Annotated in this window: 23 protein-coding genes; 12 read left to right on the top strand and 11 right to left on the bottom strand. The window is 61.2% G+C overall.

Features of this window, described 5'->3' with window-relative positions:
* Positions 1-2 precede the first annotated feature (2 nt).
* Together ACEWMW_RS05615 and ACEWMW_RS05610 are read left to right on the top strand one after the other, a co-directional pair.
* Positions 3-1,205 (top strand): CHASE3 domain-containing protein, encoded by a 1,203-nt coding sequence (locus tag ACEWMW_RS05615; RefSeq protein ID WP_409412908.1) that lies wholly within the window; start codon positions 3-5, stop codon positions 1,203-1,205.
* 37 nt (positions 1,206-1,242) lie between these two features.
* Positions 1,243-2,325, top strand: a complete 1,083-nt coding sequence (locus tag ACEWMW_RS05610; protein ID WP_409412907.1) for a mechanosensitive ion channel family protein — start codon at positions 1,243-1,245, stop codon at positions 2,323-2,325.
* A 15-nt stretch (positions 2,326-2,340) separates the two neighbouring features.
* Here ACEWMW_RS05610 and ACEWMW_RS05605 read toward each other — a convergent pair whose 3' ends face one another.
* Positions 2,341-4,677 (bottom strand): CDC48 family AAA ATPase, encoded by a 2,337-nt coding sequence (locus ACEWMW_RS05605; protein WP_409412906.1) that lies wholly within the window; start codon positions 4,675-4,677, stop codon positions 2,341-2,343.
* A gap of 281 nt (positions 4,678-4,958) precedes the next feature.
* Positions 4,959-5,696 carry a methyltransferase gene (locus ACEWMW_RS05600; protein ID WP_409412905.1) on the bottom strand — a complete coding sequence of 246 codons (738 nt, stop codon included), beginning with the start codon at positions 5,694-5,696 and terminating at the stop codon, positions 4,959-4,961.
* 221 nt (positions 5,697-5,917) lie between these two features.
* Between ACEWMW_RS05600 and ACEWMW_RS05595 the strand changes: the two genes are divergently transcribed.
* From ACEWMW_RS05595 to ACEWMW_RS05565, 7 genes are read left to right on the top strand one after another with little or no spacing between them, the layout of a single operon-like run.
* Positions 5,918-6,640, top strand: coding sequence for a CoA transferase subunit A (locus ACEWMW_RS05595; RefSeq protein ID WP_409412904.1), 723 nt, complete (start codon positions 5,918-5,920; stop codon positions 6,638-6,640).
* Positions 6,637-6,969, top strand: a complete 333-nt coding sequence (locus tag ACEWMW_RS05590; protein WP_409412903.1) for a DUF5076 domain-containing protein — start codon at positions 6,637-6,639, stop codon at positions 6,967-6,969. The genes ACEWMW_RS05595 and ACEWMW_RS05590 overlap by 4 nt, the downstream gene beginning before the upstream one ends.
* A gap of 2 nt (positions 6,970-6,971) precedes the next feature.
* Positions 6,972-7,799, top strand: coding sequence for a hypothetical protein (locus ACEWMW_RS05585; RefSeq protein WP_409412902.1), 828 nt, complete (start codon positions 6,972-6,974; stop codon positions 7,797-7,799).
* Positions 7,800-7,809: 10 nt separating this feature from the next.
* Complete coding sequence (locus ACEWMW_RS05580) at positions 7,810-8,463, top strand: CoA transferase subunit B (protein WP_409412901.1); 654 nt, start codon at positions 7,810-7,812, stop codon at positions 8,461-8,463.
* A 52-nt stretch (positions 8,464-8,515) separates the two neighbouring features.
* Positions 8,516-9,649, top strand: coding sequence for an NAD(P)H-dependent flavin oxidoreductase (locus tag ACEWMW_RS05575; protein WP_409412900.1), 1,134 nt, complete (start codon positions 8,516-8,518; stop codon positions 9,647-9,649).
* 56 nt (positions 9,650-9,705) lie between these two features.
* The gene (locus ACEWMW_RS05570; protein ID WP_409412899.1) at positions 9,706-10,374 is read left to right on the top strand and encodes a ferritin-like domain-containing protein; all 669 of its coding nucleotides are present in this window, start codon (positions 9,706-9,708) and stop codon (positions 10,372-10,374) included.
* A 39-nt stretch (positions 10,375-10,413) separates the two neighbouring features.
* Positions 10,414-11,577 (top strand): CaiB/BaiF CoA transferase family protein, encoded by a 1,164-nt coding sequence (locus ACEWMW_RS05565; protein WP_409412898.1) that lies wholly within the window; start codon positions 10,414-10,416, stop codon positions 11,575-11,577.
* Here ACEWMW_RS05565 and metK read toward each other — a convergent pair.
* The 6 genes from metK to hisS form a co-directional block, all read right to left on the bottom strand.
* Positions 11,574-12,782 carry a methionine adenosyltransferase gene (gene metK / locus ACEWMW_RS05560; protein ID WP_409412897.1) on the bottom strand — a complete coding sequence of 403 codons (1,209 nt, stop codon included), beginning with the start codon at positions 12,780-12,782 and terminating at the stop codon, positions 11,574-11,576. The genes ACEWMW_RS05565 and metK overlap by 4 nt on opposite strands.
* Before the next feature lie 42 nt (positions 12,783-12,824).
* Positions 12,825-14,417 (bottom strand): apolipoprotein N-acyltransferase, encoded by a 1,593-nt coding sequence (gene lnt, locus ACEWMW_RS05555; protein ID WP_409412896.1) that lies wholly within the window; start codon positions 14,415-14,417, stop codon positions 12,825-12,827.
* 28 nt (positions 14,418-14,445) lie between these two features.
* Positions 14,446-15,141: a DUF4167 domain-containing protein gene (locus ACEWMW_RS05550; RefSeq protein WP_409412895.1), complete on the bottom strand. Its 696-nt coding sequence runs from the start codon at positions 15,139-15,141 to the stop codon at positions 14,446-14,448.
* Positions 15,142-15,332: 191 nt separating this feature from the next.
* A complete protein-coding gene (gene prmC, locus ACEWMW_RS05545; RefSeq protein ID WP_409412894.1) occupies positions 15,333-16,202 on the bottom strand; it encodes a peptide chain release factor N(5)-glutamine methyltransferase in 870 nt (289 codons plus the stop codon).
* Entirely contained in the window at positions 16,195-17,262 is a 1,068-nt protein-coding gene (gene prfA, locus ACEWMW_RS05540) for a peptide chain release factor 1 (RefSeq protein ID WP_409412893.1), read from the bottom strand. Before prfA ends, prmC begins: the two co-directional genes overlap by 8 nt.
* The gene (hisS, locus tag ACEWMW_RS05535; RefSeq protein ID WP_409412892.1) at positions 17,259-18,497 is read right to left on the bottom strand and encodes a histidine--tRNA ligase; all 1,239 of its coding nucleotides are present in this window, start codon (positions 18,495-18,497) and stop codon (positions 17,259-17,261) included. Before hisS ends, prfA begins: the two co-directional genes overlap by 4 nt.
* 92 nt (positions 18,498-18,589) lie before the next feature.
* On the opposite strand from hisS, the gene ACEWMW_RS05530 reads away from it, so the two are divergent.
* Together ACEWMW_RS05530 and ppa are read left to right on the top strand one after the other, a co-directional pair.
* Positions 18,590-20,524: a M61 family metallopeptidase gene (locus tag ACEWMW_RS05530; RefSeq protein ID WP_409412891.1), complete on the top strand. Its 1,935-nt coding sequence runs from the start codon at positions 18,590-18,592 to the stop codon at positions 20,522-20,524.
* 184 nt (positions 20,525-20,708) lie between these two features.
* Positions 20,709-21,239 (top strand): inorganic diphosphatase, encoded by a 531-nt coding sequence (ppa, locus tag ACEWMW_RS05525; RefSeq protein ID WP_409412890.1) that lies wholly within the window; start codon positions 20,709-20,711, stop codon positions 21,237-21,239.
* Between the two features lie 2 nt (positions 21,240-21,241).
* Here the strand turns inward: ppa and ACEWMW_RS05520 are convergent, their stop codons facing one another.
* From ACEWMW_RS05520 to ACEWMW_RS05510, 3 genes are read right to left on the bottom strand one after another with little or no spacing between them, the layout of a single operon-like run.
* On the bottom strand, positions 21,242-22,603 hold the full coding sequence (locus ACEWMW_RS05520) for a mechanosensitive ion channel domain-containing protein (protein WP_409413612.1): 1,362 nt from the start codon (positions 22,601-22,603) through the stop codon (positions 21,242-21,244).
* A 29-nt stretch (positions 22,604-22,632) separates the two neighbouring features.
* Entirely contained in the window at positions 22,633-23,988 is a 1,356-nt protein-coding gene (locus tag ACEWMW_RS05515; protein WP_409412889.1) for a TldD/PmbA family protein, read from the bottom strand.
* Between the two features lie 56 nt (positions 23,989-24,044).
* Entirely contained in the window at positions 24,045-24,419 is a 375-nt protein-coding gene (locus ACEWMW_RS05510) for a hypothetical protein (RefSeq protein WP_409412888.1), read from the bottom strand.
* A 175-nt stretch (positions 24,420-24,594) separates the two neighbouring features.
* Here ACEWMW_RS05510 and lptB point away from each other — a divergent pair, with 175 nt between their 5' ends.
* Positions 24,595-25,389 (top strand): LPS export ABC transporter ATP-binding protein, encoded by a 795-nt coding sequence (gene lptB, locus ACEWMW_RS05505; RefSeq protein WP_409412887.1) that lies wholly within the window; start codon positions 24,595-24,597, stop codon positions 25,387-25,389.
* Positions 25,390-25,451: the final 62 nt, after the last annotated feature.

Genomic DNA, 25,451 nt, shown 5'->3' with positions numbered 1-25,451 from the left:
CGATGGCCCTGGCCATGCTGGGCGCGATCTTCCTGATTTTCACCACGATCGAGGCTGAGCGCTCCGAACGCGAGCAGGTTGCGCTCACCAATGATGTCCTGATCGAATTGCGCAATGTCACCCGAGCAGCCGTCAATGCTGAAACGGGCCAGCGCGGATATATGATCACTTTGGATCGGCGCTACCTTGATCCGTATCGCATGGGGAATGACCAGTTCGGGCCATCGCTCGAGCGGCTGCGCGCACTCATCGGCGCAAACGCGACGCAGCGCCAGATTGTACTCCTCGACGAGATCGAACAGCTGGGAAACATCAAGTTTGCGGAGCTCGAGCAAACGGTAGAGCTCATTGAGGGCGGGGAGTTGATGGCGGCGCGGCGTATTGTCCTCACCGATGAAGGGCAGGAATCGATGCAACGCCTGCGGAGCGCGATCGCGGAAATGGAGGAAATCGAGACCGAGATCCTCAACAATGCGATCACCGAAACGGCTCGCTCCGAAGCCCGGGTACTGCCCATGCTCGGCGGGCTGTCGGTTCTGCTGCTGCTGGCGATCCTTTCGACAGTCAGATTGGTTGCGCGAACCGCGCGCGCTGAAGCGGAGGCCTCGCAAGCACAGGCATTGGGTGAAGCACGTGACCGTGCCGATCTGCTCGCCCGTGAGCTCAACCACAGGGTGAAGAACCTTTTTGCCGTGATAATGGCGATCGTGAAGATGAGCGGCCGGGACCGGCCTGACGCCAAGGATCTGCTCGACAGCATCAACCAACGCATCGGCGCACTGCTGACGGCGCATGAAGTGACCCAAGGTGCGCTCGACAAGCCTGTCGCCTCCCTGCGCTCTCTGATCGAGACAACGCTGGCGCCCTACTGTTCTGACGAAGTTGGTGCGGCGCTCGATGGCCCTGAACTGTTCCTCGATGCCAAGACCGTTACACCCTTGGGCCTCGTGCTTCACGAACTGACAACCAATGCGGTAAAATACGGTGCATGGAGCTGCGACGGCAATCTCGAAGTCACATGGTCCAGCGACGGCGGTGAAGTGCAAATCGACTGGCGGGAAACCGGTCTGAAGCAGGTGCCCAGTTCACAGCGCGAAGGCTTCGGCAGCCTGCTCATGACCAGCTCCGCCCGGCAATTGCGCGGCGCAATCGATCGCCGCTTCACCGAAGACGGGGTACGGGTAACGATCTCCTTCCCGCAATGAAATTGACCTGAACCGCCTCTCGCAATAGGGGGCGCGAATGTTCGAACGCTACGATCCGCGCAACTGGTCGATCTCCTGGGACTACCTCGTCGAGGCGCTGGTCGCGATCGGGGCGGCTGTGGTTGCCGCGCTCGTCCTCCATTGGCTGCTGTTCGTCATCCTGCGGCGGATCACCAGACTTTCGGCCAATCCGGCAGATGATATCGTCGTAAAGGCCGTGCGCGGCCCGGTTCGCTGGGCCATGATCGGCTTCGCCCTGTCGATCGCGGCGCATGCCGATGCGTTGGATGGCCGGGCATGGGACGTTGCGACAAGCTACATCTCGCCGGCCCTGCTGGGCTGGGTTGCTTACTCGCTGGTCAAGGGCCTGTCGGCAGGATGGGAAGCCAAGCTCGAGCGGGCGGACGATCCGGTGGCCTTGCGCAGTCAGCGCACTCGCATCGCGATCCTTGCCCGAACGGTGAAAGTCGCGATTATCATCATCACTGTCTCGCTGGTGATGCTCAACATCCCCGGCGTACGCGATATTGGCGTGACAATGATGGCTTCGGCAGGCCTTGCCGCACTCGCTGTCGGCGCAGCAGCGCAACCCGCGCTCAAATCACTAATTGCCGGAATACAGATGGCGCTGACGCAGCCGCTTCGTATCGGCGATCTCGTCAAGGTTGACGGTCAGGCCGGCCGGGTCGAGGAAATCCGCATGAGCTTTGTGACGGTTCGCACGTGGGACGAACGCGTGCTGGTTGTCCCGACCAGCCGCTTTCTCGACCAGAGCTTCGAGAACTGGTCGCGTATCAACGAACAGCTGACCGGTCCGGTTATGCTGCACCTCGATCCGGCAACCGAAATTGGGCCAATCCGCGAGGAATTCGAGCGTTTCGTGAAGACCTGCGACGAGTGGGACGGGCGCACCGCGACCGCGCTGATGACCGAGGCCTATCCGGAAAGCATCGAGCTCCGGCTCGCGATGAGCTCGGCAACTATCGGCAATCTGTTCACGCTGCGCTGCCTGGTGCGCGAACACATGATCGAATGGCTGCGCGAGGAAATGCCCGACGCATTGATCCGCCACCGGCTCGAAGTCGAAGCCGCCAATGCCCGTGCGATGGGCGAAGCCTAGCTAAGCCTGGCGGCGCTACTCCATCCCGCTTTCGCCTGGTCCGGTGTGCTTCTTGTCACGCGTCGATTCGACCATGCCTTCATGCACGAAGCCGATCGGGTGGACTTCCGACGCGCGCTTTTTGAGCTCGCCGCGCATCTTCTTGTACTCGGCCTCCATTTTTGACGTCACGGTCGCGCGCGAATCCGCAAGCGCCGCGGTGAAATCCGCATTGGCGACTTCGCTTACATCGCTGCCCACCCGGCGCAGTGCGACGAGGCCAGCGCGGCGCACAACATCTTCGAGGTCGGCACCGGTGAAGCGTTCGGTTTCCTTGGCGATCTTCCCGAGATCAACGTCATCTCCCAGCGGCATGTCGCGGGTGTGGATCTTGAGGATGTGTTCGCGTCCAGCCATGTCAGGCGTGCCGACATAGACCAGTTCGTCGAAGCGCCCCGGCCTGAGCAGCGCCGGATCGACCAGCGCGGGCCGGTTGGTAGCGCCGATCACGACGACCGACTGCAGCTCTTCAAGCCCGTCCATTTCCGCGAGGATTGTATTGACCACGCGGCCTGTCACCTGCGGCTCGCCCTGGCCCGATCCGCGCGCAGGGACGAGCGAATCGATCTCGTCGATGAATACAACGCAAGGCGCCACTGACCGGGCGCGCTGGAACATCCGCGCAATCTGCTGTTCGCTCTCGCCGTACCATTTTGACAGCAGGTCCGAGCTTTTCATCGATATGAAATTGGCCTCGGCTTCCTTGGCGACCGCCTTGGCCAGCAATGTCTTGCCCGTGCCTGGAGGCCCGTAAAGCAGGAAGCCCTTGGCGGGACGGATACCGAGGCGATGGAACACGTCGGGGTTCTTGAGCGGAAGTTCGACGCCTTCCTTGAGCTTGTCGATTGCGTCTTCGACCCCGCCGATATCGCTCCATGAGACATCGGGCATCTGCACCATCACTTCGCGCATGGCAGATGGCTGGATACCTTTCAGCGCATCAATGAAATCCTCGCGCGTGACGCACAGCTCTTCGAGCACTTCAGGCGGAATCGTGCGCTCGTCGAGGTCGATCTTCGGCATGATCCGCCTGACCGCTTCGATGGCCGCCTCGCGCGCCAATGCCGCGATATCCGCGCCGACGAAACCGTATGTTGCCTTGGCCAGTTCCTTGAGGTCCACCTTGTCACCCAGCGGCATGCCGCGCGTGTGGATCGCAAGGATCTCGCGCCTGCCCGCTTCATCCGGAACACCGATGACGATTTCGCGATCAAATCGGCCGGGCCGCCGCAGCGCTTCGTCCATCGCGTCCGGGCGATTAGTGGCAGCGATAACCACCAGATTGGCGCGCGCCTCAATGCCGTCCATCAGCGTCAGCAACTGGGCGACCAGCCGCTTCTCGGCTTCGCCGGTGACCTGGCTACGCTTGGGGGCAATCGAATCGATCTCGTCGATGAAAATGATCGCGGGTGAAGAGCGCGCGGCCTCTTCGAACACTTCGCGCAGGCGCTTTTCGGTCTCGCCGTAGCCCGAGCCCATGATCTCAGGGCCATTGATGGTGAAAAATTCGGCATCGGATTCGCTCGCCACGGCCTGCGCCAGCCGGGTCTTGCCGGTCCCGGGAGGGCCGTGCAGCAACACACCCTTGGGCGGATCGACTCCCAACCGTGTGAACAATTCGGGATAGCGCAGCGGCAGCTCGACCATTTCGCGAAGTTGCTGGATAGTCTCGCCCATTCCGCCGACATCGTCGTAATTAACGGCAGCGCGGGCATCGCGCGGCGCTTCGAATTCGGCGCGCAATTCGACTTCGGTATTCTCGTCGATATGGACGATGCCCTTGGGGCTGGTTGAAACGACCGAAAGCCGGATCTGCGTGAGCGCGTAAGCCGGCGTATTAATCATGCGCTGCACCTGTGGCGGCACATTATTCACCGGCTGCTGCCCTGTCGTCGCAACGAGGTCGCCGGCCACCAGCGGGCGGCGGAAGAAATTCTGTTTGAGCGCCTGGGCGGGACCATGAAGCCGCATCTCGCGCTGTGCCGGGGCAAACACCACCCGCTTGGCAGGGCGCGATTCCGCCACGGCGAGGACAACATGCTCGCCCGAGCCAACCTCCGCATTACCGCGCTGCAAGCCATCGAGCCGCACGACGTCGAGTGATTCATCTTCGTCATATGCCGCCATGGCCACCGCAGCAGTTGTACGTTTACCGCGAATTTCGACGATATCGCCTTCAGTAATGCCCAGCGCCTGGAAGGCAGAGCGCGGCAGACGCGCAATACTGCGACCCGATTCCTCTTGCCTCGCAGCAGCTACCTGCAGCCTGACTGTCTTTTCTTCGGTTGCTGCAGCAGCACTTGCATCGGCCATTAAGGCTCTCCGTCCAGCTTGGTCTCGAGCCCTTAGCTAGGAACGCGGGCCCACCGATGCAAACAGGAAGCAGCGCAAGGGTTCCCGAACAGCCCAATAAATGACAGGGAATGAACTTGCTTGGATGGAGGGCAAAAAAATGCCCGGTCGCAAGCGACCGGGCTGGAAAGTTTTGGGAGAGGATGCCTAAAAGGCAGGGAGAGATATGCGTTGCATAATGAAATTGTGCAAGTGCGAAAAGATCACCCTGTGTTGCATGAAGCGCAACGCACCCCGGCCAATCACTTTGTAAACTTGAGCATGTAGCGGCTTGTCTTGCCGCGCACCGCTTCATCGAAGACCAAGACTTCGAGATCGTCATCGAGATTGATCAGTGCGTCGTTTTCCTCGACCAGGCGAAACCCGGCCTGCTCCATTGTAGCCACCGCCGCATCGCGATCGAGCCGGTGCAGTCGCTCTACGACCTCGCGCGGGTCGCCTTCGGGACCATCGTGATCGACAATGATCACAGTGCCGCCATCCTTGAGAGCCGCGTGCCAATTGGCCAGAACCCAAGGCACATCGAGGCGCGGAAAGTTGAACTGTTCGGATTGCCAGAACAGGTCATGAAAAACCATGTGCGTGAAAATCATGTCGACGCTGTCCGGGCCCAGGACCAATGACTTGGGATCACCCACAAGCAGGCGATAGTTGTCGCGCTTCTCCTGGTGCGCAGCCCAGACTTGCGGATCATGAAATCCCGTGGGGTTGACGATATAAACTTTGCCGTCACTCCCGACGATCGAGGCGATCATTTCCGAGAAATAACCATTACCGGCCAGAATGTCGGCCACGACATCGCCCTTCTCGATGTCTGCAAATTCAAGGACAGTCGCGGGTCGGCGCGCCTCGTCCTGCGCCTTCGCCTGCTCGCTACGTGCGTCCGCCGACACCGCAGCCGCCACTTCAGCTGATTGCGCCATGGCAGGCGATGCGGTCAGACACAGCCCAGCCGCCAAAGTCCAGATAGATTTACGCATGATAGGGTCCCCTCGTTTGTGACATTCGGTCAATTCGCGCGCACCGGAATACCATCACCGGATCGGGACAAGTACCCATCGATCAAACTGCCTACTGTTTCGACAAGAAACATGGCGATCACACTCGAAGGCCTGCCACAACGGATGACACAATCCGCACCAGACGCTATGCGGCGCGCACCATACTACGGCGTGATTCCGAAACTCTAGACGAGGTCCCCATGAAGAAACTCTATCCCGATGCAGCATCCGCACTCGAAGGGATCCTCAGAGACGACATGGTAATTGCCAGTGGCGGGTTTGGCCTGTGCGGCATTCCCGAAAGGCTACTCACAGCCATCCGCGAAAGCGGCGTGAAGGGTCTCACCTTCGCCAGCAACAATGCCGGTATCGAGAACGAAGGTATTGGCATGCTACTTCGCACCAAGCAGGTGAAGAAGATGATCTCCAGTTATGTGGGCGAGAACAAGGAGTTCGAACGGCAATTCCTCTCCGGCGAGCTCGAAGTCGAATTCTGCCCTCAAGGCACGCTGGCCGAACGCATGCGCGCGGGCGGCGCAGGTATACCCGGCTTCTATACCAAGACCGGGGTCGGCACGCAGGTCGCCGAGGGCAAGGAAGTGATGCAATTCGCCAACCATGACGGGCAGATGGAGGACTACATCCTCGAGCGCGGCATCTTCGCTGACCTTGCCATCGTCAAGGCTTGGAAAGCCGACGAGACGGGCAACCTCGTGTTCCGTAAGACCGCGCGGAATTTCAACCTGCCCGCCGCCACCTGCGGCAAGGCCTGCGTCGTGGAAGTCGAAGAAATCGTACCCGTAGGCTCGCTCGATCCGGACTGCATCCATTTGCCGGGCGTTTATGTACAGCGGATGATTGTCGGCGCGCCCTATGACAAGAAGATCGAATTCGAAACGACGCGCGAAAGGGAGGCGGTATGATTTTTGGGAAGAAGAGCGGATGGGACGGCGAGATCGATGTTTCGAGCTTCGATTTTCTCGCCAATGCCAGTGAGTTTGCACGCCTCTGGAACGAGGAAGGTGAAGGCCTGACAGCGATTATCGAGCCGCGCGGCCTCGCGCCCGATCCGTTCGTATTCGGAATGGCAATGGTGGATACGATCCGTCACGCAGCCAAAGCATATGCCCATGCGGTGCAAATTCCCGAAGAAGACGCGCTGGCCAGGATCTGGGAAGGCTTCGAAGCAGAGCGCGACAACCCAACCGACACCCCGCAGCAGATCGATCCGGACTCAGGCGAAGCAATCTGAAAGTGATCCGCTTGGTCATCTTCCTGCTCAGCGCCGCTAGCCTCTCCGGCTGCGTCGCTGCCGCGGCTATTCCGGTCCTGGCGGGTGGATCGATGCTGCGAAGCGATGCGGTTGCAGGGAGCGCGACTGAAACCCGCACCACTGCTCAGCAGCCTGCTACAGCAAGCAGCAGCGAGCCCGCGACCGGAGGACAGCCGGCATTGGTGCGTGTCGACATGACCAGCCTTCCCCCACCAACTGCCCAAGACGTGAGGGCCGCGGCGGTCCAACGGATTGAGGCGCGATCTTTCGACGATTTCTACGGCTATGCGCTCGCCCAGGCCTCGCTCGATCCGCTTGAGGCACCGATGCGCTCTGCCTTGCTGACCAATCCGGGCTCGCTCGAACCTATCCGCCACATGTGCGGTGCGCGCGCACCGGTCGTATTGGTCGACCTCGATCCTGAAGGAACCCTCTTCGATCCCGCAGCGGTCGGCAATGGAAACGCGGCGCTCGGCGAAGTTCTCGCCGTGTTGCGCAGCCGCGGGATAACTATCGCCTGGGTTTCCGCCCTCGGCGAAGAAGCCGAACCGGCAATCCGCAATCGACTTGTGCGCGAGCGACTTGATCCGCAGGGCGCTGACCTGTTGTTGCTTGTGAGCGAGGACAATGCCAGCAAGCAGCAGTCGCGCATTACGCTCGCCGAAACGCATTGCCCGATTGCGATCGCGGGCGATGCGCGCGATGATTTCGACGAACTGTTTGCTTATCTCAAGAACCCCGATGCCGCCCTGGCGCTGAACGAGATGTTCGGTGCGGGGTGGTTCCTTACCCCCAATCCGATCGACTGAAGGAACGACAATGTCCGAGACCGCCCCGCATGGCTGGGACCGCAACCAGATGGCCGCCCGCGCTGCCAAGGAACTTGAGGATGGTTATTACGTCAATCTCGGTATCGGCATCCCGACACTGGTCGCCAACCACATCCCCGAAGGCATGCAGGTCACCTTGCAGAGCGAGAACGGCATGCTGGGGATCGGGCCCTTTCCCTATCCCGACGAAGTCGATCCCGACCTGATCAATGCCGGCAAGCAGACCATCAGCGAGCTTCCGCACAGCGCTTACTTCGATAGCGCGGCGAGCTTCGCAATGATCCGCGGCGGGCATATCGACCTGACTGTATTGGGCGCGATGGAAGTCGCGGAGAACGGCGACATCGCCAACTGGATGATCCCGGGCAAGATGATCAAGGGCATGGGCGGGGCGATGGACCTGGTCGCCGGCGTCAAGAAGATCATTGTGGTGATGGATCACACCGCGAAGGACGGCAGCCCCAAATTCATCCCTGAATGCACGCTGCCGCTCACAGGTAAAAACGTGATCGACTTGATCATCACCAACCTGTGCGTCTTCCACCGCCCCGATCATGACAGCCCGTTCAAACTGATCGAGCTGGCACCCGGCGTAACGGCCGAAGAAATCGCCGAAAAGACGACTGCTCATTACGTTAGCTGACGGGAGTAGCGCAGGCGGGCATGAACCGGGCCAGGATTAGGGAGAGACGGCGATGGCGATGAACCAGGTTTGCGAGATGACTGGAGCGGAATTTCCGCTCTTCGCGTTCAGCCATTGCCGCGATGTCGTTGCTGCCGTCAGCAAGGCAGGCGGCTTCGGCGTGCTCGGGGCAACCCGCTTTTCGCCCGACCAGCTCGAGGAGGAACTCGCCTGGATCGATGCGCATGTCGATGGCGCACCTTACGGCGTCGACGTCCTCGTCCCCGAAGTGATCGATCCGCGCGTCGCCGATCTATCCAACAACGCCGCCAGAGCTGCTGCAATCGATCCGAGTTATCGCGATTTCGCCTACGATGTCCTGTCCAGCCATGGTGTTCCGAGCGAGCGAGAGCTGCCGCCGCTTGATGATCGCAAGGGCATCACGCCCGAAAACGGCCTCGCGCTCATGGAAGTCGCCTTCAACCACCCGATCAAGCTCATCGCCAATGCGCTGGGCATTGCACCGGCCTCGATGATCGAAGAAGGCAAGGCGCGCGGCGTACCCGTCGCCGCACTGGTGGGCGCGAAAGAACACGCGATCCGGCAGGCTGAAGCCGGAGTCGATATCATCGTCGCGCAAGGCACAGAAGCTGGCGGCCATTGCGGCGAAATCTCGACCCTTGTGCTGATCCCGGAAGTGGTTCGCGCGCTAAAAGGCGCGGGACACAACATTCCTGTCCTCGCTGCAGGCGGCATCATGACCGGCGGACAGATGGCCGGGATGATGGCGGCCGGCGCGCAAGGCGCGTGGACCGGATCGATCTGGCTCGCCACGCCCGAAGCCGAGACAAGCGAGACCTTCCGCGAGAAAATGGTGGCAGCGCGCAGCCGCGACACCGTTCGCTCGCGCAGCCGCACGGGCAAGCCTGCACGCCAGCTCAAGACGCCTTGGCACGATGCATGGGACGGTCCCGACGGGCCGGGGACACTGCCGATGCCGCTCATGGGGCTGGTCTCGGAGCCGAGCTTTGCCCGGGTCGAACAGGCCGCAGCAGCGGGCAACGAAGGCGCGAAGGAACTGGTGAGTTATTTCGTTGGCCAAGGCGTGGGGCTGGTCGACCAGGTCCGTTCTTCGCGCTCGGTTGTGCAAGAGTTCCGCGAGGAATTTGCCGAGGCAATCGGATCGCTCAACGCACTATTCGACTAACGCCAAATCACTTGGCGCTTCTCGCGACTCGCCATCCATGAGATACTGCGCGGATCATGTCCCCGATTGCTGCCTTTCGCGCCCGCTTCCTCGACGTCCTCGCGTCGATCTACATCTACAATGAGCACCGCGGATACACCTCGCTCGACCGGGTGCTCGAAGCCGTGCGCGCCCGCTGCCCGGATGATGCCCAGTTCATCGCCGAGGTTGAGAAACACAGGGCTGATGAGGAAAAGCACTATCGCATGTTCCGGCGCTGGTTTGAGCTTCGCGGAACCATGCCGCTCAAGGTCGATCGCACCTGCGGGCATATCGACCATTTCATCGAGAGCGTGTTCGGCTGCACGATCGAGGATCTCGACACGCAGGCCATTGTCGAAGATCACGATGCCTTCGAGCAGCTCTGCCGCGTGATCATGATCACCGAACAGCGCGGCATGGAGCAGGTCGAGATCTTGCTCAGGAACAGCCACGTCCTGTCTGATCCCGGCATGAGGGGGATTTTCAAAGTGGTCGAACGCGACGAGCCGAGCCACTGGATGCCCTATGATGCCTGGCTCAAGGCCAACGGGCGCAGGGCCAAGCCGCGCTGGCGGGAGAAATGGACCGATTACTGGATCCACAAGTCGCTGATGCTGGCCAAGCTGCCGGCCGTGTTCCTCAACCGCAAGAACCCGCGACTCGAACGCTGGCCCGATGAGGATCCATTCGCCTACCACGCCTAGCCCCTTGAACTCCGCGTGCATCGGGCGCAGCAGCCCGGCATGTGGTTCGAAACTCCTCCTCATCCGAATACGCCGCTTGCCGGCCTGAAAGTCCTCGAACTGGCGCGCGTGCTGGCGGGCCCGTGGGCCGGGCAGATCCTTGCCGATCTGGGTGCCGACGTGATCAAGGTCGAAAGCCCGGAAGGCGATACCACGCGGACATGGGGACCACCGTGGATTGAACGCGAGAATGGAGATCGCGAAGCGGCCTACTACCACGCGACCAATCGCGGCAAGCGCGGCGTGGTGGCCGATTTCCGGAACGAACGCGACCTTGCGCGGATCCGTGAACTGGCCGCGAGTGCGGATGTCGTGATCGAGAATTTCAAGACCGGCTCGCTGGCCAAGTTCGGCCTTGATTATGCCTCCTTGGCTGAGGCCAATCCGGCGCTGGTCTACTGCTCGATCACGGGTTTCGGCCACACTGGGCCGCGTGCGCATGAGCCGGGGTACGATGTGCTGATCCAGGCGATGAGCGGGTTCATGTCGCTCACCGGCGAGCCCGAAGGCCAGCCAATGAAAATGGGCGTGTCGATCTCCGATCTCGCCTGCGGAATGTGGGCCACCAATGCGATCCAGGCCGCTTTGCTGATGCGGCACCGGACAGGCCCCATGCACGGGCAAGGCCAGCATATCGACATGGCGCTGCTCGATTGTTCGGTCAGCCTGCTGGCCAACCAGGCGATGTATTACATGGCTACGGGAGAGCAGCCGATGCGCGCTGGCAACGGTCACGCCGTTGTCAGCGCCTACGGGGTTTATCCGGCAAGCGACGGCCCGGTGATCCTTGCTCCTGCCAATGACAAACTGTTCGGCGAGCTATTGAGAGCGCTCGGCCTAAACCGCTTGCTCGGCGATGAGCGCTTCATCGACAATGGAGCAAGACTGGCCAATCGCGCCGCGCTTGACGCCGAGATCGAGGCCGCCACTTCGGAAATGACCCGCGACGAGCTACTGTCCCGCTGCGCCGAAGCGGGGGTTCCCGCAGGACCGATCAACAATCTGGATGCGGTGTTCGGCGATCCGCAGGTCAGATCGCGAGGCATGGCGCTGGACCTTCCTGGAGCACTGCCCGGACTGCGCACGCCGTTCCGCTTTTCGGACGCCGAGCTTGCGCTGTCAGAGCCCTCGCCGACCAAAGGCCAGCACCAGGATGAATTCTAGGCGAGCGCAGCTTTCAGGTCTTCGGCCAGATCGGTCTTCTCCCACGGGAAGAAATCGCCATCCGCGGTCCGCCCGAAATGGCCATAGGCTGCACTTTTGCGATAGATCGGCTTGTTCAGCCCAAGGTGCGTGCGGATACCGCGTGGGGTCAGCCCGCCGAGCTTCTCGATCTTGCCGATCGCCTCTTCCAGCGTCGCATCATCGACCGTGCCGGTGCCATGCGTATCGACATAAAGCGACAGCGGCTTGGAGACGCCAATCGCATAAGACAGCTGGATCGTGCAGCGCGTGGCCAAATCCGCCGCGACAATATTCTTCGCCAGATAGCGCGCGATATAGGCCGCGCTGCGATCGACCTTGGTCGGATCCTTGCCGCTGAACGCGCCGCCGCCATGTGGGGCTGCGCCGCCATAAGTGTCGACGATGATCTTGCGGCCTGTGAGGCCGGCGTCGCCATCGGGTCCGCCGATCACGAAGCTCCCGGTGGGATTGATGTGCCAGGCCGTGTCATCCGAGATGAACCCGTCGGGCAGTACGCCTGCCACCACGCTCTTCACATAAGCTTTGAGTTCGGCCTCTTTTTCGCCCTTGTCATAGCCTTCGGCATGCTGGGTCGAGACCACGATAGCGGTTGCAGCGACCGGCTTGCCATCTTTGTACCGTAAGGTGACCTGGCTCTTGGAATCCGGTTCGAGGAACGGTGCAGCTCCCGAATGGCGGTCAGCAGCCATACGCTCGAGGATCTTGTGGCTGTAATCAATCGGTGCCGGCATCAGATCCGGCGTCTCATCGCAGGCAAAACCGAACATGATGCCCTGGTCGCCCGCGCCCTCATCCTTGTTGCCGCTGGCATCGACGCCCTGCGCAATATGAGCCGACTGCCCATGGAGATGATTCTCGAATATCAGCGTTTCCCAGTGGAATCCGTCCTGTTCATAGCCAATCTCGCGGACTGTCTGGCGCACGACCTGCTCGATTTCGTCCAGCGATCCGGGAGCCCATTCGCCATTCTCGAACACGCCTTTACAGCGGATTTCCCCTGATAATACAACGCGCTGTGTTGTAGTCATAGTTTCACAGGCAACCCGCGCTTCCGGGTCTTTCGACAGGAACAGATCGACCACCGCATCGGAAATCTGGTCGGAGACCTTGTCCGGATGGCCTTCGGAAACACTTTCGGACGTGAAGAGAAAATCGCTACGCATTGGACCCCGATATAAAGAAAGCTTTATGTGTTCCGCGAGGTCCTAGCGGGCGCTCCGGCGCATGGCAACAAGCGATCCGATCACGAGCAGTAGCGCCCATGCCAGCGGCAGGATATTGCCAAGCCTGCTAAACAGGGTGGCGGCCTTGGGCGGCGGTACAAAGCCGTCGATCCGGTCGGCCTGGTGCATCGGGATATGCTGGCGCACCACGCCATCAGCGTCGATCACGGCGCTGATACCGGTGGTTGTTGAACGCAGCACCGGAAGCCCTTCCTCGATCGCGCGCATTCGTGCCTGCGCTAAATGCTGCGGAGGTCCCCAAGCGCCGAACCAGCCATCATTCGATGGATTGAAGATGTAGTCCGGTCGCTTTTCGCCATCGGTAACCTGGCCCGAAAATATGATCTCGTAGCAGATCTGGATGCCCGCTAGTCCCCAGGCGCCGAGGTCGAGCGTTTCAGGTCCGGGGCCAGGAATGAAATCGATCGAGCCCGCAACAAGCCGTGTCGCACCGAGCGGTTCGAGCAGCCACCGCAGAGCCAGATACTCACCATAAGGCACGAGATGCGACTTGGCATAGCCGCCGACAATCTCTCCCTGCGGACTCAAGACGGTGACCGAGTTGCGGGCGCCTGTTGCGCGCTGGATACCATCGACTTCGCCGATATTGAGATGGGTTGATCCGGTCAGCAGAAGGCCCCCTTCGCCCACCACTCGCCCGATACGCCAACGGGCGAAACGCGGATCGCCGCCAGCCGTCATCTGGTCATAGTAGCGCTGCGGATAGCCATCTTCGAGATAATCGGGCACGCCGCTTTCGGGCCACAGGACAATCCGCTGCGCCCCAAGTTCGGTGGGAGCGGTAAGGCGCGCGACACGGGCAAACTGTTCTTCGAACTTGCTTGGATCGTCCAGTTCTTCCTGCCGGATATCGGGCTGGACGAGCGTAAAGGCGACAGTGCCTTCCTCGCGCGCACCGCCGGGGAAGTACATCGCAGCAACAAGCGTTATTGTTGTTCCTGCAAGGGCGATCCACTTGCGCGCAATTCCAAGAACCAGCACCGCAGTCGCAGCAAGTACGATCAGCCCCGATAACGCATAGGTGCCGATCCACGGGAGCACGGCGGCGATTCCGGGCCGGTCGAACGGTCCGAGAAAGGCCAGCCCAAGCGGACCCCACGCATAACCGGTGAAGACCCAACTGCGGAGCCATTCCGCCACAATCCAGCAGGCCGCAAGTGCCAGCCCGGTGATTGCGAGACTGTTGCGGCGCCGTACGACGAGATGCGCACCCAATGCCGCGAGGCCGGGGTAGATCGCCAGGTAGAGCGCCAGCAAAGGCACCGCCAACCAGCCAAGCCACGCGGGCATTTCCGCCTGGTAGGTAAAGGCAGTCGCTATCCAGTTATTCGTGAGGGTGAAATGCGACCAGCCGAACAGCCAGCCATACAGGAATGCCTGCCGCAGACTTTCGGACTTCGTCACGAGCCAGATCAGCAGGGCGATGCCGAGGATCGTGAGCGGCCACAGCGATAGCGGCACGAAGCCGCCGGCCGCGATCAATCCGGCAAACAGGGCGATGACGCGTGGATAGCGCGTAACAGTTTCGGACAAGCGGGTAAGCCCGGCGGTCACTGGCAGTCTAGCGCCTCAAACCGAATGCTTACTTGGATGCAACAACTTCGCTGTCGTCGCTCACCTTGCGGCGGCGGGTCGATAGCTTCTTGGGCTTCGCTTCAGCGTCGCCATCATCGGCTGCGCCAATAGCAGGCGGAAGGATGCTGGCGTCGATTTCCCCCTTGCCGGACTTGGCATCGCCGTTCGCCTTGGCAGCGCGCGGCTTGCGCGGTGCCCGCTTGCGAGGAGCTTCTTCCGGTTCATCGTCGCTGTCGTCGGTGCCAGCTACTTCGTTGTCGCGGCCGTCGTCATCATCGTACTTGCGCGAGCGGCGGTTGCTCCGGCGATTGTCGCCATCATTGTCGTCACGGCGATTGTCGTTGCGACGGCCGCGGCCGCGCTGCTGGCGGTTGTCCTCGCCGTCATCATCGTCGTCGTCATCGTCGGCATTGCTGCCACGCTCGTCGTTGCGCTTGGCGCGCGCTTCCTCTTGGCGCAGCTTGTTGTCCGAAATGACGCGGAAATAGTGATCAGCGAATTGCAGGTAATATTCGGCCTGCACCCGGTCGCCATTGTGCTGTGCGTCCTGCGCCAGCTTCTTGTACTTGTCGAGCAGCTGCGGAGCATTACCCCGTGCGCGGCTGTCGATACGATTGGCGCTATTGCTTCCGCCCTGGTTACGATTGCCGCGACCCCGACGACGATTGTTGCGATTGTTATTCAAAGGGAGATTATTCCTCATTCTGGATCGGACCCCTGCCGTCTTGGCGGGGCTACTGATCACATGATCCCTTGCCGCCTGCCTCCTGTCCGGTGTGCTAGGCGGACGCCCCTTGTAGGCTGCATTACAAGCCGCAAGGCTCTGCGATGCCGCGAATGGTGGAGCTAGGCCGGAGGGGAGCATGAAGCCAAACCCAAGGCCTGCAGCAAGAGTTAGACGCTCTGTTTTGCTTTGCCAACCCCTCTTGTGAGAATGGCGGCACGCGGACGCTTGGCGAGATCGGTACGGATTTCACAGGAAAATCCGTGGCTTGCGGCAAGATCCATGAGCGCATCTCCCTGTTTATGCCCGATTTCGAAAATTGCGAGCCCCGTTGGGGCAAGAATCGCCTTAAGCTGGGGGATCAGCCGTCGATAATCGTCGAGACCGTCAGGCCCCGCATATAAAGCCGTAGATGGCTCGAAATCCGCCACAGATGGCGCGAGATCCGCCCCGGTTTCGACATAAGGCGGGTTAGATAGAACGAGATCGAATCGACCAAGATTGATGGCCCAGTCCTGATCGTTCCAATTGGCCTGGCGCATTTCCGCACGGCCATCCAGATCGAGCATTTCCGAGTTGCGCCTGGCGATTTCGAGCGCCGGTTCAGAGGCATCGATTCCTATGCCAGTCCAACTTGGGCGGTTATCGAGGAAAGCCAGCAACAAGGCTCCCGATCCGGTGCCGAGATCGATTGCTCGCCCACTATCTCCGGTCAGTTCCAGTGCCGCTTCGACGATGGTCTCGCTGTCACCGCGCGGAATCAGCGCATCGGGCGTGACGGCGAAGTCCAAGCCGAAGAATTCCTGTTGGCCGATGATGTAGGCGACCGGTTCATCGCCGGACCGACGTTCGACAAGTGCCGAGAAACATTCAGGCGCTGCATCCTGCATCCGGCCCAGCAGCATATCGGATCGCGAGGTGCCGAGCGCGTGAGCCATGAGCAGCTCGGCATCGAGCCGTGCAGTATCGCTGGTCTCGCTCAAGCGTTCAGCGGCCATCCGAATGGCCTCGGCGATCTTCATACGAGCCGGATCACTCACTCAACGCTGCCAGCCTCTTGGCTTCGTCCTCGGAAATCAGCGCATCGACCAGTTCGCCAAGGCCCGGCCCCGCGAGCACCTCGTCAAGCTTGTGCAGCGTCAATCCGATGCGGTGATCGGTCACGCGGCCTTGCGGGAAGTTGTAAGTGCGGATGCGTTCGGAGCGATCGCCCGAGCCGACCATCGCCTTGCGCGCTTCGGCCTCCGCCCCTTGCGCCGCATCGCGCTGCGTTTCGTAGAGCCGCGCGCGCAGCACCTGCATCGCCTTCTCGCGGTTTTTGTGCTGGCTGCGCCCGTCCTGGCAGGTCACCACGATCCCGCTCGGCTCGTGCGTGATGCGGATCGCGCTGTCGGTGGTGTTGACGTGCTGGCCGCCTGCCCCGCTCGCGCGGTAGGTGTCGATCTTGAGATCGCCCGGATCGATCTGGACATCGACCTCGTCCGGCTCGGGCAGCACGGCCACGGTTGCGGCCGAAGTATGGATCCGGCCGCCGCTTTCGGTCACGGGGACGCGCTGCACGCGGTGGACGCCGCTTTCGAATTTGAGCTTGGCGAAGACCCCGCTGCCGGTAACATTGGCGACGATTTCCTTGAAGCCGCCGACTTCGGAGGCGTTCATGCTGACCGGCTCGACCTTCCAGCCCTGTTCCGCGGCGAAGCGCTCGTACATGCGATAAAGATCGCCCGCGAACAGCCCCGCTTCATCGCCGCCAGTGCCCGCGCGAATTTCGAGCATGGCGGGCTTGGCATCGGCCCTGTCGCGCGGCAGCATTGCGATGGCCAGCTGGCGCTCGGCCTCGGGAAGCTTTTCTCGGATCGCGGCGAGTTCCTCTTCCGCCATGGCCTTCATTTCAGGATCACCGAGCATCTCTTCCAGCCCCGCAATTTCCTCGCGCATGGCAGCTATTTCTGCTGCAGTCTTGGCGACCGGTTCGAGCTCGGCATAGTCGCGGCTCGCCTGGACGAATGCCTCACCTTCGAGCTGGCCAGATGCCATGCGCGCTTCGAGCTCGGCGAAGCGATTGGCGATCTGTTGCAGGCGTTCGGCGGGGATGTTCATTTGAGGAAAGGCAGGGCAGCAAGAATCCGGGGATCAGTATCGGGATCAGCGCCAAAACCATGGCCATTCTCATTGAATTTCACGATCTCTTTCGCACCGCGCTTAACGGCCTTATCGTATCTTTTACGAGGGGACCCGGACGCTATCATCTCAGCAGTCAAACCTTCGCCGCGCAGTGCTGCAAGCGCAATCCAACCTTGTTTGAGCGCAAAGTCAGAATCATCCTCGACCACCACAATCACGTCAGCAGGGGCTTCACCCTTCTCGCCCACCAGCATCGCTAGCCGCTCGATCCCGGCAGCCCAACCAACTGCGGGTGTTGGCGCGCCGCCGAGGCTTTCCATCAGTCCGTCATAGCGACCGCCGCCGAGGATGGTGCTTTGCGAGCCGAGCTTGCCGGCGGCATCCGAGCCTTCATCGGGGATGAACTCGAACGCGGTGTGTCGATAATAGTCCAGCCCGCGCACGAGGCTTTCGGCGCGGGTCCACTTTACGCCCGCGGCATCCAAACCTGACGTCACGGCGTCAAAGAACGCTCGCGCATCGTCGGACAGGTACTGGTCGATCTTGGGCGCGTCGGCGACGAAGCGCTGGTCGCGTCGATCTTTCGAATCGAGAATGCGAAGCGGATTCTTTTCGAGCCGCTCTTGGGAATCCTCGCTCAACTCATCCTTCACGCCAAGGAAATGTTCGACCAGCGCGGCGCGCCATGCCTCCCGGCTGTCGCCATCGCCCAGCGTGTTGAGATGCAGCGTCACGCCTTCGATGCCCAACTCGCGAATCACTTGGTCGGCCATCGCGAGCAGCTCGACATCGGCCTGCGGTTCGGCCGCGCCGATAATCTCGGCATCGAGCTGGTGGAACTGGCGGTAGCGCCCCTTCTGCGGGCGCTCGTAGCGGAACAGCGGCCCGTGCGTCGCCACCTTGAGCGGCGCATGCTGTTGCCAGCCGTTGGTGAGGTAGGCGCGGGCAATCCCGGCGGTAAACTCAGGCCGCAAAGTGAGCGATTCCCCGCCGCGATCCTCGAACGAATACATTTCCTTCGAGACCACGTCGGTCGTCTCTCCGATTGCGCGGCTGAACACTTCGGTCTTTTCGAACACCGGCATTTCGATCCGGCGGAAGCGGTAGAGCTTGCGCACTCGCTCGAAGGTTTCGACCACGTATGCAAAGGCTTCGGCATCGGCACCGAAAATATCCTGCGTTCCGCGGATGGCTTGTGGAGTCTTGCTCATCGAATGCGCCCTAGCGACTCTGGCGGAGTGCGCAAAGCCGTTCATCGATCCCAAGCTTGCATTCAGACGCAATGCCCGACATGGCGCGCGCCATGAGAACTGCAACGACATCCATCGCATTTGCCCTCACCATCGCGCTCGCCGCACCTGCCACTGCGCAGGAACCGGTTCGCTCTTCGCCGCCTGTGGTGGCCGAGCAGGGTAGCAACCTTCCGCCGACACTCGACGCGCCTTACCCTGGCGGCACGATGTTGCTGGAAGTCGACGCAAGCGATCCACGCAGCCGCGCCTTTCGCGCCAAGCAGACCATTCCGGTCGCTTCAGGTACGCGCGAGCTGACCCTGGTCTATCCCAAATGGCTGCCGGGCAATCACAAGGCCAGCGGGAAGCTTTCCGAGCTGGGCGGCATCAAGTTCAGCGTCAACAGCCAGCCGATCAACTGGGAGCGAGATCCCGTAGAAGTTTACGCCTTCCATCTCGACTTGCCTGAAGGTGCGAGCGAAGTGGTGGCTGAAATGATCTTCACCTCGCCGCTGCGCGCGAGCGAAGGGCGCGTCATGATGACCGACACGATGCTCAACATGCAGTTCGAGAAGATCAGCCTTTATCCGGCAGGCCATTATGTGCGCCGTATCGCGGTCAAGCCGAGCCTCAAGCTGCCGGCTGGCTGGACTGCGGCTACCGCGCTCGACGGGCAGGTTCAGAGCGGCCAGATCGTCAGCTGGGACGTGACCGATTACGAAGCGCTGGTCGATTCGCCGGTCTTCGCCGGCGCGCATCACAAGAGCTTTGACCTCGGCGAGAATGTCGATCTCGAATTGTTCGGCGATGAAGCCAAGGATATCGAAACCGAGCCCGAACAGATCGAACTCCATCGCAAGCTGGTCGATGAAGCGCTGCTCGCCTTCGGGGCCAAGTCTTTCGACAAGTACGAATTCCTGCTCGCCGCGACTGACAAGCTTGGCGGGATCGGACTCGAACATCACCGCTCGAGCGAGAACACGCTCGCAGCCGACGCCTTCACCGATTGGGAAGCCGAAGAATACGATCGCGGGCTGCTACCGCATGAGCTAGCGCATAGCTGGGTCGGCAAGTTCCGCCGGCCGGACAAGATGTGGACGCCCGACTATCACCGCCCCATGCAGGACAACCTCCTGTGGGTCTATGAAGGTCAGGACATGTTCTGGGGCATGGTGCTCTCGGCGCGTTCGGGCCTGCAATCGCCCGAGATGGTGCGCAGCGAATTCGCCACTTACGCGGCAATCTTCACTGCCCAGCCCGGCCGCGAATGGCGCTCGGTCGAAGACACAACATTCGAGCCGATCATTTCCAATCGCAAGACCAAGCCCTTCCCTTCGCTCGTCCGCAACGAAGACTACTACATCGAAGGCGCGCTGGTGTGGCTCGAAGCCGACCAGATCATCCGGGGCGGGACGAACGGCACCAAAGGCCTCGATGATTTCGCCAAGGTCTTCTTCGGGATCAGCCCGGAAGACTGGGGCGTAATCACCTTCGATTTCGATGACATCGTCACGACGCTGAACGGGGTCTATCCCTACGACTGGGCGACGTTCCTCGACACACGTTTCCGCCAGCCAAACCAGCCGGCACCCCTCAAGGGGATCGAGATGGCGGGCTATTCGCTCGCCTGGAAAGAGGAGATGGGTCCCTATCTCAAGCAGGTATATGCGAGCGGCGGAGTAAACCTGTTCTATTCGATCGGGGTGAACCTATCGAGCGGCGGCACCGTAGGCTCGACATTGTGGGACGGTCCGGCGTTCAAGGCAGGCCTCGTCAATGGCGCGCAGATCGTGGCGGTGAACGGGAAGGAATATTCCTCCAGCCGGATTACCGACGCGGTCAGTGCAACAAAAGATGGCCAGCCGCTTGAGCTTATCATCAAGCGTGACGACAATTACGAAACCATCTCGATCGATTACGATGGCGGCCTGCGCTACCCGCACCTGGTTAAAACGGTGAGCGCTGAAGCTGGGCTGGATCGCTTGCTGGAGCCGCTTGGAGAGTAGGTTCGTTCGATGGATGCGCGAAGCACGTCCGTGCTTCGCTTGCGGTTCCGGCCCTCTCCCCCGCCCAGCCACCCGATGATCTGTCGTGCACCCTATCAGGTGGCTGGGCGGGGGAGAGGGCCGGAACCGAAACACCAATAACCATGTTGCAGCGCAGCATTTACAGGCCTAAAGCGGCTCCATCATGCAAATCGACAAAATCCCCGTGGGCGATGATCCGCCCGAGAGCCTGAACGTCGTCATCGAAGTCCCGACCGGCGGCGAGCCGGTGAAGTACGAATTCGACAAGGAATCGGGCGCGCTGTTCGTCGACCGGATCCTGCACACGCCAATGCGTTATCCGGCCAATTACGGCTTCGTCCCGCACACGCTGTCACCAGATGGCGATCCGCTTGATGCCCTGGTGGTTGCGCGCAGCCCCTTCATCGCTGGCTGCGTCGTCCGCGCCCGGCCGATCGGCGTGCTTAACCTGGAAGATGAGCATGGCGGCGATGAGAAGCTGATCTGCGTGCCGGTCGACACGACATTCCCCTATTATTCGGATGTTGGCGAGCGGCAGGATCTGCCTTCGATCGTGCTCCAGCAGATCGAGCACTTTTTCACCCACTACAAGGATCTAGAGGCCGAGAAATGGGTGCGCGTGGGCAATTGGGGTGATGCCGCTGAAGCCAAGCAGATCGTAATCGAAGCTATCGAGCGGGCAGGTAACGCCTAATCTTATTCAACCGGCCTGCCCGAATCGAGCAGGTCTTTCTCCTGCCCTTCATCGGGGGTGGCGCGCTCGGCATCGACCATGCGGGCAACTTCGTTATCGGGACGGATATCCTCCAGATCGCTTTCGGTTACTGTCGCTGTAACAGCCCTCTTGGGCTCGCGCTTGGCAGGCATCTCGCGGCCGCTTTCGGTGATATTCTCGAACGGCAGCGCTGTGGTCCGCTCGTCGAAGCGCAAGCGGTAGATCGGCTCAGGCAGTGCAAACCCGGCGTCCTCGAGCGCGGTTTTCGCAACCGCAATCGCCTTGCTGCGCGCCTTGTGCCAATCGCTTTCACGCTGATCGACCCAGCCCAGAAAACGCAGCACGACGTTAGAATCACCCACCTCGGCAATGCGGACTTCGGGAGCGGGTTCGTCGAGCACGAAGTCCAGCTTGCCAAGCGTCTCGATCCCCAATGTCCGCGCCGCCTCGGGATCATCATCCGCGTCAATTCCCAATTGGAATTCAAAGCGGCGCTGCGGATTGCGGGTGTAGTTGAGGATAATCGCCCGGAAGACTTGCCCGTTGGGAATGCGCAAATGATTGCCGTCAAGCGTCATCAGCACCGTGGCGCGGCTTGTGAGGCGGATCACGCGGCCTTCCTTGTCGTCGATCAGGACGTGGTCATTGGCCCGGAACGGCTGCCGCAATGACAGCATCAGCGATGCGACGTAGTTCTCGATCGTGTCGCGCATCGCGAAACCGAGCGCGATGCCGATCACGCCCGCGCCGCCCAGCACGGCGCCCAGCAGTGCGCCTGCACCCAGCATATCGAGTGCAATGACAATGCCGCCCACAACAAACACGAAGCGGATCGCACTGCCGATCAGTTCGGCAAGGAAGACATTGGGCGCGACGCGCTCCCAAAAACCGCGCAGCCCGGCAATTGCATAGCCGATCGCCGAGATGACCAGGACGATGCCCAGGGCCAGGGCGATCAGTGGCAGCATCTCAAGGAAGCGCTCGAACCGGTCGGTCAGCGAGCTGATCGCGCCCGCTCCCTCGGCAATGGAAATGTCACGTTCGAGCGAATTGTCGATCGTTACCACGCCGGAAACGCGCGACGCGATATTCTCCGCACGGCCAATGTCCGCACTGTCCGGCACCTTACCGGAAAGCGCCACGACGCCTTGGTCCACTTCAACCGTGACGTCGGCGAACTTCTCCAGCTCGCCATAGATTCCCCGCAGGCGCTCGGCGATCTGCTCGTCGGCAGCCGCATCCTGCTCCGCATCGATTTCCTGCGTGACGCTGTCTGCCGCCTCGGTCGACTCCGGTTCGGAAGGGAGCGCGGCATAGGCCGGGGCTGCCACCAGCAGCGCCATCAGGGCCAACAGATTGAGCGCGAATTTGATCAGCCGTCTCCTGCTACGGTCATCCCATCAATGCGCAAGGTAGGGACATTGATCCCGCGGTAGTCTTCGAGATCGTCCGCCGCAGTGATGGCGGCAAACATTTCGAGCAGGTTTCCGGCGACTGTGAATTCCGCCACCGGTTCGGCAATCTCGCCGTTGCGGATGCGGAAACCGCCGGCTCCGCGGCTATAATCGCCCGTCACTTCGTTGACGCCCATTCCGACCATCTCGGTCACCAGAACGCCGTCGTCGATCGCGCCGATCATTGCATCGCGCGAAATCGAACCGGGAATCAGGTCGATATTGGAGACCGAGATTCCCGGCGCTCCGCCTGAACCCCTTCCCGCATGACCCGTGAGCCCGATCCCCAGCTGCTGCGCCGATGCATAATTGGTGAGCCAGCCGGTGATCTTGCCGCTTTCGACCAGCGCCCGCTTGCGCGTCGCCACGCCTTCGCCATCGAATGGGCGCGAACGGACCCCGCGCAGCTTGTGGGGATCTTCCACGATTCGGATGCCCTTGGCGAAAAGCTCTTCGTCTTCATGACCGAGCAGGAAGCTGCCTTTGCGAGCGACCGATGATCCTGACATCGCGCCTATCAGATGGCCGATCAGGCTGCCGCCCATACGCCTATCGAAGATGACCGGCATCTTGCTGCTGGGCATGCTCGCCGGATTGAGCTTCGCGACCGTGCGTTCCCCCGCGATCCGGCCAATCTCTTCGGGATCAGGCAGGTCTTCGAAATGGCGCGCGACGCGATATTCGGAATCGGTCTGCATATCGCCGCCTTCGCCGGCGATAACTGCGCAATAGAGCGCATGGCTGCTGCCCGAATAACTGCCGGAAAAACCGTTGCTCGTCGCGAGCGCCATGACCGAACGCCCGAAACTTGCCGCGGAGACCTGGCTATTGGTGATACCCGGAGTGGCGCGGGCGACATCTTCGGCCGCAATCGCCCGTTCGCGCAGGCTCTCGGGCGAGGGCTCACCGGTATCGTCGAGGTCCAGCGCCGCCGCATCGATCCCGCTGCCGGCAAGATCTTCCACGCCGACCAGGCCCGCATAGGGGTCTTCGGGAGCCAGCCGCGCCATTGCGACCGCCCGCTCGGCCAGCTCGGTGAAAGCCGCTTTGCTGAAATCGCTGGTGTTGACCGATGCCGATCGGCGCCCGACGAATACGCGCAGGCCGATGTCTTCGCCTTCAGAGCGCTCGACATCCTCCAGCTTTCCCAGCCTTACGCTGATCCCTTCGGAACTTTCGGCGCTGGCGACCGCATCCGCAGCGTCGGCTCCGGCTGCGCGCGCTGCATCAAGAAGTTGCGCGCAGCGATCCAGCGCGGTTTGGGAGTCGATCATGAGAAGGCATGTGGCGAGCAGTCAGCCGCAAGGCAAGGGTGCGGCGGCCGAAAGGCTCAAGCCATCATTGAAAGTCCTGCCTTGAACAATCCGGTGAGCGCGAAGGGCAAGCCAACGGCCATCAGCCAAAGCAGGAGACGGTCACGTTTGTAGGCCGCCTCATAGGCCAGGTCAGCTGCCGCTTCGTCGGAGATATCCTGCCAGCGCTTTTCGAACCAACGGCACGCCGGGATGATCGCGGCAACCAGTACGATAAGCGCGAGATAGGGCAGCATTCCGCTCATCCCGTCCTTCATCGCCTTTACGGTCACGAATATCTGCAAGCCTGTGTAAGCAAGGAGCGCATAAGCGACATTGTCGCTCATACCCTTGCGCCAATCGCGCGCATCGTGCTTGCTTGCACTCTCCGTGTGGTCGAGCATTTCGCTCATACCCAGCGTTCCCCCGAAATTCCTCTCCGACTCGCGAGTATCACAGGAACGCGGCTCATGCGCAAGGCCCTCTCGCGATGGCACAATGCGGCCTCCCGATCACGCCATGCAGGAATCCTGCCAATTTTGAATTGCGGGGCTTTATTGCTGGTGCCGCAATGCTAAGGCTTGGGCGATGACAAGTCTCGAAGAAGCTACAGAAACGGGTGATGACGCCGTCGAAGCAGGCGCCGCACCGCCGATCCCGCAAGGCGGGCTCGAAGTGATCTCGATCGCCAAGAGCTATGACAAGCGGGCAGTTCTGACCGATATCTCGCTGACTGTGGGCAAGGGCGAAGTGCTCGGCCTGCTGGGGCCGAATGGCGCAGGCAAAACGACCTGCTTCTATTCGATCATGGGTCTCGTGCGCCCCGATGCTGGGCGTATCCTGATGGACGGGGAGGATGTGACCAAGCTGCCGATGTATCGCCGCGCGATCCTCGGCCTCGGCTATCTTCCGCAGGAAACCTCGATCTTTCGCGGGCTGACTGTGGAACAGAATATCAGTTCCGTGCTCGAACTGGTCGAGCCTGACGAGGAAACCCGCGCTGCCGAACTCAAGCGTCTGCTCGATGAGTTTGGCCTCACACGGCTGCGCTCGGCACCCGCGATGGCGCTTTCTGGCGGTGAGCGGCGACGCTGTGAAATTGCCCGCGCCTTGGCGGCCAAGCCCTCGATCATGCTGCTCGACGAACCGTTCGCCGGTATCGATCCGCTCTCGATAAGCGACATCCGCGACTTGGTGAAAGACCTTAAGACCCGCGGGATCGGAGTCCTCATTACCGACCACAATGTGCGCGAAACGCTCGAGATCGTCGACCGCGCCTGCATCATATATGGTGGACAGGTGCTGTTCGCCGGCACGCCGCAGGACCTTGTCGCCGATGAAAACGTGCGGCGCTTGTACCTGGGCGAGAGTTTCTCCTTATGATTTTCTCCATGTTTGCCGGCGACTGGGCAGGTGCCTCTCAGTAGTTTCCCTTGGACCGCCGG

This window comes from Litorerythrobacter xanthomarinus (assembly GCF_046254955.1).
GTDB lineage: Bacteria > Pseudomonadota > Alphaproteobacteria > Sphingomonadales > Sphingomonadaceae > Qipengyuania_C.
This window is presented reverse-complemented; position numbering and strand designations above follow the sequence as displayed.